The 12592-nt window shown below is 55.4% G+C and carries 9 protein-coding genes; 4 read left to right on the top strand and 5 right to left on the bottom strand.

Annotated elements, in window-relative coordinates; all coding sequences use genetic code 11:
- Nucleotides 1-81: 81 nt before the first annotated feature.
- The 5 genes from ABD931_RS07410 to ABD931_RS07390 form a co-directional block, all read right to left on the bottom strand.
- Nucleotides 82-492, bottom strand: a complete 411-nt coding sequence (locus tag ABD931_RS07410; RefSeq protein ID WP_345265513.1) for a hypothetical protein — start codon at nucleotides 490-492, stop codon at nucleotides 82-84.
- A gap of 112 nt (nucleotides 493-604) precedes the next feature.
- Nucleotides 605-787 (bottom strand): hypothetical protein, encoded by a 183-nt coding sequence (locus ABD931_RS07405; RefSeq protein ID WP_345265511.1) that lies wholly within the window; start codon nucleotides 785-787, stop codon nucleotides 605-607.
- Between the two features lie 259 nt (nucleotides 788-1046).
- Nucleotides 1047-2846 carry a tetratricopeptide repeat protein gene (locus tag ABD931_RS07400; RefSeq protein WP_345265509.1) on the bottom strand — a complete coding sequence of 600 codons (1800 nt, stop codon included), beginning with the start codon at nucleotides 2844-2846 and terminating at the stop codon, nucleotides 1047-1049.
- A 29-nt stretch (nucleotides 2847-2875) separates the two neighbouring features.
- Complete coding sequence (locus tag ABD931_RS07395) at nucleotides 2876-3598, bottom strand: T9SS type A sorting domain-containing protein (protein ID WP_345265507.1); 723 nt, start codon at nucleotides 3596-3598, stop codon at nucleotides 2876-2878.
- Nucleotides 3599-3811: 213 nt separating this feature from the next.
- Nucleotides 3812-6793 (bottom strand): ATP-binding protein, encoded by a 2982-nt coding sequence (locus ABD931_RS07390; protein WP_345265505.1) that lies wholly within the window; start codon nucleotides 6791-6793, stop codon nucleotides 3812-3814.
- A gap of 358 nt (nucleotides 6794-7151) precedes the next feature.
- On the opposite strand from ABD931_RS07390, the gene ABD931_RS07385 reads away from it, so the two are divergent.
- The 4 genes from ABD931_RS07385 to ABD931_RS07370 all read left to right on the top strand — a co-directional run bounded on the left by ABD931_RS07385 (nucleotide 7152) and on the right by ABD931_RS07370 (nucleotide 12570).
- Nucleotides 7152-9821: an ATP-binding protein gene (locus tag ABD931_RS07385; RefSeq protein WP_345265503.1), complete on the top strand. Its 2670-nt coding sequence runs from the start codon at nucleotides 7152-7154 to the stop codon at nucleotides 9819-9821.
- 78 nt (nucleotides 9822-9899) lie between these two features.
- Nucleotides 9900-10439 (top strand): DinB family protein, encoded by a 540-nt coding sequence (locus ABD931_RS07380; RefSeq protein ID WP_345265501.1) that lies wholly within the window; start codon nucleotides 9900-9902, stop codon nucleotides 10437-10439.
- A gap of 32 nt (nucleotides 10440-10471) precedes the next feature.
- A complete protein-coding gene (locus ABD931_RS07375) occupies nucleotides 10472-11908 on the top strand; it encodes a pyridoxal phosphate-dependent decarboxylase family protein (RefSeq protein ID WP_345265499.1) in 1437 nt (478 codons plus the stop codon).
- Entirely contained in the window at nucleotides 11905-12570 is a 666-nt protein-coding gene (locus ABD931_RS07370; protein ID WP_345265497.1) for a phosphoribosylanthranilate isomerase, read from the top strand. The genes ABD931_RS07375 and ABD931_RS07370 overlap by 4 nt, the downstream gene beginning before the upstream one ends.
- Nucleotides 12571-12592 lie beyond the last annotated feature (22 nt).

Here is a 12592-nt window from a genome sequence, read left to right as displayed (position 1 = left end):
ACGAATATATGAAGTTTTGCTATATTCAAAGCGATAAGAACCAAATTATCAATAGGTTGTCTCCGATAAGCGTACCGGCAGCTAAAGACTACACCGCTGAAACTTCAGATGCATGTCGGCAAAATCAGCGTCGGACCGGATTGCGTAAAACGTGTCCTCAACCCGCCGAAGCAGTTGCAACCGGAAATGACGGATGCGTAGCGGACGGCTACTCGTGTAGTAGTCGACCAGGAGCAGCGGCTGGGTGGTCCGGTTCAGGTCTGTGACCGAATCCGGTACCGGAACAACCGACCAACTGCCTGAGGCATTCAGGTCCGGCGTTTTGAGCTCGACCCGGCCGTCTTTGGCAAAAAAGAACTTATCGGTATGCGCACACCACCACTGCCCGGTAAGTAAGCTCACCAGATTGTCGGGTTCCGGCACATCGCGCCGGCAGGCTATCAGACAGAAAGCCACCAAAAGCAGGTAGCCGCAAAGGGTCAGCTTTTGCATAATGTGCGTTGCCTGGTATTAAAGGGACGGAAGATCCAACCAAACACCTATTTTGAACTGATGACCGCCAGTGAGGGCTCGGGTGTATTATTCAAAAAGCCCGCCTTGGCGGTTAGTTATCGCTACCGGGAACCTCCCACAATCCAGGCATTAGTTCCACGTATCCCGATATCAAAGTACCCAACAGCAGGGTTGCAACGGTTAAACCGAGCAGGAACAGGACAATCAGCATGGCCTGAAGCTTACGCTCATCCAGCATCTGGTTCCGGATAGGGTCTGCATTAAGTGGTTTCATAGCTTGTCAGCGGTTAACGAGTTCCGGTCCTGTTTAAGAGCAGCGACAAGCCAAAAGTAACTTTCCATAAATAAGATGCTCAGAAACAGGCGTTAGGAAAACGTTAGGATTTGGGAAAGGCCTCACAAATGCGCAGGAAGAAGGTGTTGGACGCTGGACAGGAGACGTTAGACGTTAGATAGACCCGCTGCGTCTTGTCCGGTCTATAATCTAACGTCCAACGTCTAACATCCAGCGTCTCCTGCCTGGGGGTAGTCTCTCAGATCCGCCGGGCGATCTCTTCCACACTGACCTCCTCCCCCAGGGCCAGTTTGCGCCGGATGGTGTGCCGGTACTGGCGAATGGCCCCCTGGCTCACCCCCAGCATGTCGGCCATTTCGCGGACCGTATAGCCCAGGCGGCTTAGAGCCATGAAGCGCGTCTCGGACGGCGTTAGGTCGGGGAGCTGCGCCTTTAGCCGGTAAAAAAAATCAGGATGCACTTTCTCGAACACATCTACAAACTGATGCCAGTCATCATCGGTCAGAATAACCGAATGGCGCAGGTCGTTGAGGAGTTGGTATTGGTTGGAGCCGATAGCCGGACCGTCAGCTGATACGCTGAATTCAGCTTCGTACTGGTCGATGAGCCGGCTTTTCTGCTGCACGCCCTGACGGAGCTGGTCCAACAGGGCTTTGGCACTCTGTAGCTCCGCTTCGGCCAGTTGTTTTTCGGCCTGGAGCTGCTGCCGGCGGTGGCGGTCTTTGAGCTGCCGGCGGTTGTAGAGCAGCAGCACCACCAGCAGAGCCAGTATGGTCAGGATCAGCAGAAAATTGCGCAGCAGCAGTTGCTGTTGTTTCTCCTGCTGCAGGCGTTGTTCCTTCGCTTTATACCGCTCCTCCTCCAGGGCCATTTCAGCTTTATGTTTCAGAGTGACATCTATCTGCTGCTTCCAGCGGGTGCTGGAAGCAGCGGCTAAATCTGCATAGTACATCGCCTGTTCATAATTTCCTGTAGCCCGGTGATAAGCCGCCATGACCTGGTACGGTTCTGTCACAAACTGGGCCATAGGATACACAAGGCTGTCATTTTTATGCGCGGCATCAAGGGTCTGTAAGGCAAACTGTTTTGCCAGGTTAAACTGCTTACGCTCCAGATGGATCAAGGCTAGTTTAGCCGTAAAACGAGGCACATTATCCCAGAGCGCTGTTTTTTCCGAAAGTTCGGCTCCCCGCTGCAGGTATGGAATAGCCTTGGCATAATCCTTTTGTTCATAGTAAGTCAGCCCAATATTGCCGTTAAGTATACCAACCCAAGCCTCATTATACAGTCTTTTGACAGGTAATCTACGCAGAGCCCATTCAAAATGCATCCTTGCCTGTTGGCATCTGTTTAATTTCAGGTAAGCCATACCCAGCATACAGGCGTTGAAAATATGGGAGGGAAGTGTTTCGGTAATCTGCTCTTTCATCAAGACCTGACCATACCGGATGGCGTTTTCATAATCGAAAAAATCGTAGTTAACCCGTCCAAGCCGATAGATCGTATAAGCCCGATCAGGGTAAGCGGTTTCATCCAGGTTTAGCACCATATGATAGGCTTGTGAATAATGATAAAAAGCCAGGAAATACTGGTGCAGGTGATTATAGTAGAAGAAGCCGAGCAACTCATTCAACTTTGCTTTGGCAAGTAGATTATCCTGCCTTTCTGCCTCTGACAGTAACGGCAGCACTTTGTTCAAAAACTCCTCTTTACGAAATGGAACAGTACTGTCGACAGGGAGCAGAATACTAACCTCGAAGATAAGTTGATCTGTCTCATTCCCCTTTCTGGCGAAAAAATGCCTGAGCTCCCCGGCAAGTTTCAGCGCCTGATTGGAATCGCTCTTCCAGGCCGTCTGGTAAACATTGGTAATTAGTTCGCAGCGTTGCGGGTAGGGTGTATGCAGCAGCGAATCGGGCGATGCGGCTGCGGCAGTCTGGCTCACCCACAAAAAAGTCATCGCCACTACCAGCCGCAGCAGCCAGTGACAGTTTCCCGTCCAAACAATAGCCTGTATTTTGGCAATAACAACGTGCATACCCGTATGTTTGTGTGCCAGCTAGTAGATCACTTCATCTCCAGAAAATCCCTAAGTCCGATAATCACCTGCCGGGTATACTCAAATGTCTTGTCGGGCGAGATGATGTGCAGCGAATACTGACCGGCTTTCAGGGCCGATACGTCGATTCGGCGGCTGTACTTGTCCAGGTTCATAGACTCGGCATAGACATTATGCCCGCTTTGGTTGCGCAGGTAAATGTCGAGCCGCCGGCGGGCCGGGTTGTCGCACCGAACGAGCAGCTTACCCGTGGGTTTGATCAGATGAGCCACAACCTCTACGGCTGCGTAATCCCTGTTGATTTCGGCCGGCACAGCAGTCGGAACGGCTTCGGTGGCCATCGGATCAGCGGAGCCGCTGGGAAAGTCGTACTCTTTAAAATCGGACAGCACCAGTTTATGCGCCACCACCAGGCTCAGCATGGTGTTTATCTGGCTGGTGGTGCGGGCGGTTAGCCGGAGGTATTGCCCCGGTATGGTTTCCTGGTAGATCAACTCGTCGGCTCCCCGGTACAACCGGATCACGCTGCTGCGGGCATGCCGATCGGCGTGCAACCGCCAGTATCCACGACTCGGATTGGCGGGGTCGACATAGTTGACAGGCGTCTGGGCGGCACAGCCATACCCCAGCAGCAGGCCAACACAGCTCAGCAGCAGTAGCCGCCAGGCCACAAATACAGGGAAGTACAGGCCGTTTACGAGCCGGCCGGGCAGGGAGTAAACGCTGTTCACGGTACAAGTAACGGTTTAGGTTTCACCTCCCGGCAGGAGGGTAATAGGACCAGTAAACTGAGTTTTATTTCTTTTTTCGGGTAAGATCCGAAATTTCCGGCCAACCAACTACCACTTTTGGGACAAATCCTGTTGATTTTGGGCCATTTTCCGGAACGATCCGGCAACGGAGCTAATCGGCATCCCCGGAGCCGTTGCCGGCTCCTGCCGACATCAGCCCCCCTGGCTTAGCTGGTTACAATAGTCGGAAGGCGTTTTTTTGTAAACGTCCTTGAAAACAGAGGTAAAGTACGAGGGATTATCGAAACCCACCCGGTAGGCTGTATCTGCCACGGCACAACCGCTGCGGAGCAGTTCGGCGGCCCGCTTCAGGCGGTAGCGCCGGATGAAATCATTGGCCGACATACCGGCCAGCATCGTTAGCTTCCGGTTCAGGGTCCGACGGCTTATTCCGCCTGCGGCAGCCAGCTCTTCAACGCCAAAACCGCTACTATCCAGGTTTTCGTTGATTATCGTGTACAGCTTATTCAGGAACGGGTCTTCGTCCGGTTCCGGAAAGCCGTCTGCTTCGACAACGGGTAGCGGCAGCGAAAAATAGTCCCGCAGCTTCTGCCTCCGATCCAGAATATTTCGGATACGCAGTTGCAGCTCGGCAAAATGAAAGGGTTTAGCCAGGTAATCATCGGCCCCCTGCAACAAGCCTTCTAGCCGGCTTTCGGGGGCGGCACGGGCCGTCAGCAGGATTACGGCAATATGACTGGTTTCCGGTGCGGTCTTCACCAGCCGGCATAGTTCATACCCGTCCATATCGGGCATCATCACATCGCTCAGGATAATATCCGGCAGGTCGAGCTGGGCTCGCTGCCAGCCTTCGCGGCCGTTGGGGGCCGTCAGCACCCGGTACAAAGCGGTTAGCCCCTGCGCCAGCAGCATCCGTAGTTCGGGGTTGTCTTCTACCACAAGCACCACCGGTTTGCCGGTGACCGGCATTCCGGTGGCCGACGCTTCTGGTATCTCCGTCGGATGATCCCAGCCGTTATCCACCGGCATCACCGGAGCCGGTAGCCCGTTATCACTGCCGGCCGGCTGTATGGGCAGGCATAGATCGAAGCGGGTGCCCCGGCCCGGCTCACTAGCCACGGTAATCTCCCCGCCGAGCAGTTGGGTGAGTTCCTTCACCAGAGCCAGCCCGATGCCGCTGCCTTCGTACGACCGGGTGCGGGTATCGTCGGCCTGGTAAAACCGGTCAAAGATATGGGGCAGTTTATCGGCGGCAATGCCAATGCCGGTATCCACCACCTGTAGCTCCAGGTGCTCCGGGTCGGTAATGCGGGCGTGTACCTGAATATGCCCGTCGGGCGGGGTAAACTTCAGGGCGTTCGACAGCAGGTTATACACGATTTTCTCCCATTTATCGGCATCGAACAGGTAATCTGTAGCCGACGGTTCACTACTGAATTCCAGGCGAATTCCTTTTTCCTCGGCGGCCGACCGGAACAGGTCGACCGTCTGCCCAATAAATTCTACCGGCCGCCCTGTTACCTGTGTTACTACCACACTCCCTGCTTCCAGCTTCGATAAGTCGAGCAACTGATTAATTAGCCGCAGCAGCTGGCGGGCGTTGCGGTGAATGCCGGTCAGGCTCCGGCGCACCGGCTCGGGCAGCGTTATGTCCTGCTGAAGTTGCTCGGCGGGCAAAATAATGAGCGACAGCGGAGTCCGGAATTCGTGGGTGATATTGGAGAAAAACCGGGTTTTCAGCTCATCGAGCGCCCGCAGATGGTCGGTCTGCTGCTGCTTGTGCTGGTTGTTCCGGATCAGCACCACCACCAGCGCCAGGGTCAGCAGCACCACGGCCAGCAGCGACCAGAGGATCAGGCGCTGCCGCTTCGTCTCTATCGCCTTAAGCTGATCGTTTTTCTGAAGCAGGGCAATCTGCGCCTGTTTGCTGGCCATATCGCTCTGATTATTCAGTATGGCAATCCGCCGGGTCGTCTCTTCGTTCAGCAGGCTATCCCGATAGGCCAGGTAATGGCCCTGATATTCATACGCTTTTTTGTAATTATTCAGCCGGGCATACGCTTCTGCCAGTACGTTGGCGGCATCCCGGCCGTATTCTTTATGGCCAACTTGCCGGGCAAGCTGAAAGCTCTGCCGGCCCAGCAGAACGGCACTATCGGGCCGGCCGGTGTGCAAATAGGTACGGGATAACAAAGCCAGTATCCAGGCTTTCATAGACTGGCTTCCGGTGGTCTTCAGGTACGCCCACGACCGGTAGCTGTGCATCAGGGCCTCCGGGTAAGTGCCTGTCCGCTCCAGCGCATCGGCCAGATCGCCCTCGCAGGTGGCTATCATGGTAGCACTTCCAAACGGCCGGGCAATGGCCAGTGCCTGCCTGAAATAATCAACGGCGGGCTGCGGTTTATCCTGCGCCAGCAAGGTTTCGCCCGTACGGCTTAGCGCAATGCTTACCAGGTAGGTGTTTCTGAACAGGCGGGCAAGGTCAAGTGCCTTGTGCTGGTAGTCCAGGGCCCTGCCGAAGTCTTTGGTGATGGTGTATAGCAGGCCCAGACTGGAGTTGGCCTGGATAGTCAGCAGGGTGTCCTGGATTTCTTCGGCAACCGACAGGGCAGCCAGTTCATTATCCAGAGCTCTGGCATAGTTTCCCCTGGCTATATACGTATCGGCCGTTTCGGACAAATTCCCGATCAGCAACCTTTTATTACCCAGCGCCTTTACCAGCTTCCGTTGTCGGGCCAGCAGGGCGAGCGCATCATCGTAGCGATCCTGGCTCTGCAACAGGTTTACGAGCCCTGTCTGGATTGTGCATAGCAGTACGGTATCTTTTTTAGCCTCTACCCGTTGCAGCGTTTTCCGGTAGATGGTCTCCGCCATGGCAAACTTTTTTTTCACGCCGGCCAGGTCGGCAGATCGCATCAAACTGTTTACTTCACTGCTCAGGTGGCCAAGCCGCTGCGCCAGCCGGAGTGCTTCGCGGTTCAGCGAATCGGCCGCTGTCAGGTTATGATCGGCCATGACTTTGCTGAGCAGGTTGAGCAGGTAAACGCGGGTTGTATCGGCCGCAGGCCGATGACGCAATACGAAACGCAGACTGTCGGCCATTCTCGTCTGGGCCGGTAACCAACCCGGCCAGAGCAGCAGGCCGACCAGAAAAACGGTAAACCTTTTTGTCATATACGGATTGATACAGTAAAATTATGCATATACGCTACCCCTGCTTACCTGATAGGACAGAAACCCCGGCAGACATTACAGCCCTGTTGCGAGTCCGTTCACCAACCGAAATTAGGTAAAAACCAGGTATGTGCAAATAAAAACCGGAACCTAAGGCTGCGTTTGAGCAGATGCTCCTGAGACAAATTTTCTGAAACAGTAGAAGCATCCGGAAACATACTTTTTACGTATATACCATTACCTCCTGATTGCATCCGGCACCAGTTCACCCAAAAGAAGGATTTTATTGCAAATCCAATTATATTTAGCACTATCGTAACTTGAACAGGCTCTGAAAAAGCCTCTGGTATCGGTTTTTATGACAGCGACACCTTCTCCGATTCCGTCTCACCTGCTCCAAAGCATACTAGACTGCTCCCTGAACGGCATTATGGTCTACCAGAGCCTGTGCAATGAGTTAGAGCAGATCATAGACTTTCGCCTGCTTTTCCTCAATAAACCGGCCGAAGCGGATCTGGACATTCCGGCCCTGCAGGTCGTTGGCCAAACCCTGCTGACACTGTTTCCGGACGCTGCCCGGACGCCGGTCTTCGACCAGTTCCAAACAGTGATCGAAACGGGCAAATCGGCGCGGTTTGAGGTATCTTATCGGTTTCCGGGCCGCTCGTCATCCCAATGGCTCGATATATCGGCGGTGCGGCTGGAGAATTACCTGGTGATGTCGTACCTGGACATCACCGGCCGCAAAACCACCGAACTGCAGCTCCGGCAAGAAAACGACCTCCACAACCATGCCCTCAACAGTACCGCCAACGGCATTGTGCTGTGCCGGGGTATCCGCGACAAACAGCAGCGGCTGGTCGATCTCCAGCCGGTACTGATCAACGAAGCAGGGATTCAGTTGCTGGGCCTGGCGCGGGAAGTGATCATGGAACGGACGGCGCTGATGCTGGTTGATGACAAAAGCTACCACCTGTTTATTCAGCAATTGCTGAACGTGCTGGAAACGGGCCGTGAGCTGCACAACGAGCGCTATGTAGCCTGGACCGCCCGCTGGTATTCGATTCAGGCGTGCCGCTACGACACCGATCTGCTGTCGGTGAGCATCTCCGATGTGACCCATACCAAAAAAGCAGAGTTTTCGCGGGAGGAGCAGAACCGGCTGCTCAGCAAAGTAATGAATACCGTGCAAAGCGGTATTATGCTCTGCCAGGCCGTCCGCGATGCCGATAACACCCTCGTCGACTTCCAGGTAACCTTCTGCAACGAGAAATGCCTGGAGCTGACCGGCTTCAGCCGGCAGCAGCTCCTGACCACCACCATGCTGACACTGGACCCGGCGGGGAAAAATAGCGGCATCTTTGACAGCTATGCCCGGGTAGTTGAAACCGGGGTGCCGGTCCGGACGGAGAACTATTTCGAACAGGCCGGTGTCTGGCTCGATAATTCGGTGCAGAAGTTCGGTGACGGTGTAGTAGCGTCCATCTCCGATGTTACGGCGCTGAAAACGACCGCTATTAATTACAAACAGACAGCCGCCCGGCTACAAAATGTGCTGGATGCGTCGCTGACGGGTATTTCGGTGCTGAAACCGATACGGAACGCCACCGGCCAGGTCTTTGATTTTGTGGTGACCCTCACCAACGAAGCAACGGCATCGACCACGGGCATCACCAAAGAAGCAATTACCGGGCAGTATCTGCTGTCGGTGATGCCTTTTCACCGGGAGTTCGGGCTGTTTGACCGGTATGTTGCCGTAGCAACTAAAAAGAAGTCGGAGCGCTTTAAATGGCATATCGAGCAGGTCGACCGCTGGTTTGATATGTCGGTGATTTACCAGGATGATGAGCTGGTTGTCACGTTTCTGGATATTACCACCTCCAAACACCTGCAGATTGCCCAGCAGAAGCAGGCTCAGCTTCTACAGGGTGTGCTCGACGGTGCCCTCAACAGCATCATTGTGTATGAAGCCGTGCGGGATGACCAGGGGCAAATCGACGATTTCCGGGTTATCCTCTTCAACAAAACAGCGCCCCAGTTTTTTCCGGTTCCGGACAAACAGCTCACTGGTATGCGGCTGACGCAACTGTATCCACCCACCAAAGAGCGGGGTATGTTTGCGCCCTGCGTGCGCGTGGTGGAAACCGGCGAACCGTACCGGGCTATTCTTGAATACCCCGAATATAACCTGGCCGTCGACCTGTCTATCAGCCGGTTCGGCGACGGGATCATTGTCGGGGCCAATAATGTCACCGACATTCGCCGGTACCAGCGCGAACTCGAACGCAGCAACCAGGAGCTGAAACGCTCCAACGATAACCTTGAAGAGTTTGCCTATGTAGCCTCGCATGACCTGCAGGAGCCGCTGCGCAAGATCCAGTCCCTGGGCGATGTTTTGTACACTCATTACCGGTACGATATGCCGGAGCCGGCCACCGACCTGATCAATCGGATGCAGAATGCCTCCCACCGCATGCAAAGCCTGATTCAGGACCTGCTCGCCTACTCCCGTATTTCGACCCAGCAGCAGCCCTTCCAGCCTGTATCCCTGAACCGGCTGATCGGGGACGTGTTGACAGACCTGGAAATGACCGTGGCCGATAAGCAGGCTACAGTTACTGTTGAAAACCTTCCCGACATCACCGGCGACCCGGTCCAGCTCCGGCAGCTGTTTCAGAACCTGATCAGCAACAGCCTGAAATTTAGTCGACCTGGCTTTCCACCCATGATTCGTATTGCCGCCCGGCTGGTCAACTACCTGGATATTCCGGGTGAGCCGGCCACAGGGCAGCAGCAGGCCTTTTGGGAGATCAGCGTTACCGACAACGGCATTGGTTTCAACGAAAAATACACCCAGCGGATTTTCCAGCTATTCCAGCGGCTGCACGGTAAAAACCAGTACAGCGGCACCGGTATTGGCCTGGCCATCTGCAAACGGGTAGTGGATAATCATAAAGGCTTTATCACCACAACCAGCCGCTCCGGCGAAGGTTCGGTTTTTCGGGTATATTTGCCTGAGAAGGTTTAAGGTTTGAGGTTTGACGTTAAAAAGGCTGACGCCAACTTCAGACTTCAAACCTCAAACCTCAAACCTCAAACTAAAAACATGCAGACCAAACAAGACATTCAGGCCGCGATACACAAGGCCGTTACAGACGTTCAGGCTACGATAGAACCCATTTCGGATTCGCAGTTTTTTGAGCCGCTGGACAACGGCAAATGGTCGGTGGCCGAGACGCTCCAGCACCTGTATCTGGTGATCCGGGGGCTGAACCGCCTGCTGCCCGGCCCCCGCGAGGTGTTTGAGCAGTGGGGGAAAGCAGAGCAGCCGTCGAGGTCGTTTGATGTGGTAAAGCATACCTATCAGGCTGGTTCGCTTAAACCCCGGGTGGCCCCCGAGCAGGTTACCCCCCGGGCTGCCGACCTCGACACCGACCGGCAAACCCTTACGGAGCGCTTTGTGTCGGCGCACCAGGCACTGGCGACTAATCTGGACGGCTGGTCGGAGGAGGAACTGGATACCTATCAGGTTCCGCACCTGGTGCTGGGCAAAATGACGGTGCGCGAGATACTCTATTTCACCATCCTGCACCTGTATCACCACCTGGAGCCGACACAGGCCCGGTTAACTAAGCCGGCGTCTTAGTATCTTTGTGGTTCCGACAAAACCACACCGCTATGCTCACCGAGGCTTACTCCGCCGACGCCTTCCGCGCCCAGGCGCATCTACTGGTCGACCAACTGGCCGATTATCTGCAACAGACCGAAAGCCGTCAACTGGAAACGGTTATTCCCTACCACTCGCCCGATGAGAGCCTGGCCTTCTGGCGCAGCGATTTCGCGCAGGGGCCAGGCAATGTTCAGACCTTCTTCCAGACGGTCATCGATCAGTCGACCCACCTGCACCACCCGCGCTACATGGGGCACCAGGTATCGCCCCCGCTCCCACTGGCGGCCGTGGCGGGTTTGCTGACCGAACTGCTCAACAACGGTATGGCGGTGTATGAAATGGGCCTGGTCTCCAACCCGCTGGAGCGAATCATTTCGGAACTGCTGGCCCAGCGAATCGGCTTTGACGAGCAGGCATCGGGATTTCTGACGTCGGGCGGCACACTCGCCAACCTGACGGCCCTGCTGGCAGCCCGCGCCACCAAAGCACCCGGTGATGTGTGGCAGCACGGATCAAAGGAGCGGCTGGCGGTAATGGTAGCTTCTGAAGCGCACTACTGCATAGACCGGGCCGCCCGGATTATGGGCTTCGGCGACGAGGGTATTATCAAATTGCCCGTCAACGAACGGTTTCAGATGCGCACCGACCTGCTGGAGACCTACTACGAGCAAGCCACGGCCAACGGCCTGAGGGTGATTGCCGTGGTGGCCAGTGCCTGCTCTACCTCTACCGGAGCCTATGACGATATTACGGCCGTTGCCGATTTCTGCTCAACGCATAACCTATGGCTGCACGTCGACGGTGCCCACGGCGGAGCGGTGGTGTTTTCGGAGCAATACAAACATCTGGTGAGGGGCCTTGACCGCGCCGACTCGGTGACCATCGACTGGCACAAGATGCTGATGACACCCGCGCTGACTACCTCGCTTATTTTCCGCCGGAACGAAGATTCCTTCCGCACCTTTCAGCAACAGGCGCAGTACCTCTGGGCGAGCGACGCCGACGACTGGTTCAACTCCGGCAAACGCACCTTCGAGTGCACCAAGCTGATGATGAGCGTTAAGATCTACGCCCTGCTGAAAGCCTACGGGGAGGGTATCTTCACCGAAAACATTGATACCCTATACGACCTCGCCCGGCAGTTTGCCGACCTCATCCGGCAGCACCCGAACCTGGAGTTGGCCGTGGAGCCCCAAAGCAATATTGTCTGTTTCCGCGTCACCAATGCACCAACCGCAGACCTGAACCAGCACAACACCACCATCCGCCGGCAACTGCTGCACAACGGCCGGTTCCACATCGTACAAACCACCCTGCACGGGCAGGTGTACCTCCGCGTATCCCTGAGGAATCCGTTGACAACCCTGACCGATCTGGAGGAGCTGATTGATTCATTGGTTAATTTGTTGATTGGCACAAGCGCTAACACACCAGCAAACCAATGAACCAATCAACCAACATGAAGCCACGCATCAAAATCTGCTGCATCAGTTCCATACAGGAAGCGAAAACCGCCATTGTGCATGGTGCCTCCGCTCTCGGCCTGGTCGCGAAAATGCCCAGCGGCCCCGGCCCCATCGCCGACGACATGATCCGCGACATCGCCCAGACCGTACCCCCGCCGATTGCCACCTTCCTGCTCACCAGCGAAACCACCGCCGACGCCATCATTGCCCACCAGCGCCGGGTGCAGACCAATACCATCCAGATTGTAGACGAGTTGACCGACCGCGAATACCGGAAGATACGCGAAGCCCTGCCCGCCATTAAACTGGTGCAGGTCATTCACGTGATTGACGAAAGCTCAGTCGACGAAGCCGTAGAAATCTCGGAGCAGGCAGACGCGCTGCTGCTCGACAGCGGCAACCCCAAACTGGCCGTAAAAGAACTCGGCGGCACCGGCCGCGTCCACAACTGGAAGCTCAGCCGTAAAATAGTGGAGCAGGCCCGGGTACCCGTTTTTCTCGCCGGCGGTCTCAACGCAGGCAACGTTAAAGAAGCCCTCGATCAGGTAAACCCCTTCGGCCTCGATCTGTGCAGCAGCGTCCGCACGGATGGCAGGCTTGACCCGGTGAAGCTGGAAGCGTTTTTTCGGGCAGTTGAGTAGTTAATTGGTTGATTGGTTCGTT

This window comes from Nibrella viscosa, assembly GCF_039541875.1.
Lineage (GTDB): Bacteria > Bacteroidota > Bacteroidia > Cytophagales > Spirosomataceae > Nibrella > Nibrella viscosa.
This window is presented reverse-complemented; position numbering and strand designations above follow the sequence as displayed.

Bases quoted from the DNA above. Each gene is read 5' to 3' on its own strand.
- ABD931_RS07410 (WP_345265513.1), bottom strand. From the start codon at position 492: ATGCAAAAGCTGACCCTTTGCGGCTACCTGCTTTTGGTGGCTTTCTGT.
- ABD931_RS07375 (WP_345265499.1), top strand. From the start codon at position 10,472: ATGCTCACCGAGGCTTACTCCGCCGACGCCTTCCGCGCCCAGGCGCAT.
- ABD931_RS07370 (WP_345265497.1), top strand. From the start codon at position 11,905: ATGAACCAATCAACCAACATGAAGCCACGCATCAAAATCTGCTGCATC.
- ABD931_RS07385 (WP_345265503.1), top strand. From the start codon at position 7,152: ATGACAGCGACACCTTCTCCGATTCCGTCTCACCTGCTCCAAAGCATA.
- ABD931_RS07390 (WP_345265505.1), bottom strand. From the start codon at position 6,793: ATGACAAAAAGGTTTACCGTTTTTCTGGTCGGCCTGCTGCTCTGGCCG.
- ABD931_RS07400 (WP_345265509.1), bottom strand. From the start codon at position 2,846: ATGCACGTTGTTATTGCCAAAATACAGGCTATTGTTTGGACGGGAAAC.
- ABD931_RS07405 (WP_345265511.1), bottom strand. From the start codon at position 787: ATGAAACCACTTAATGCAGACCCTATCCGGAACCAGATGCTGGATGAG.
- ABD931_RS07380 (WP_345265501.1), top strand. From the start codon at position 9,900: ATGCAGACCAAACAAGACATTCAGGCCGCGATACACAAGGCCGTTACA.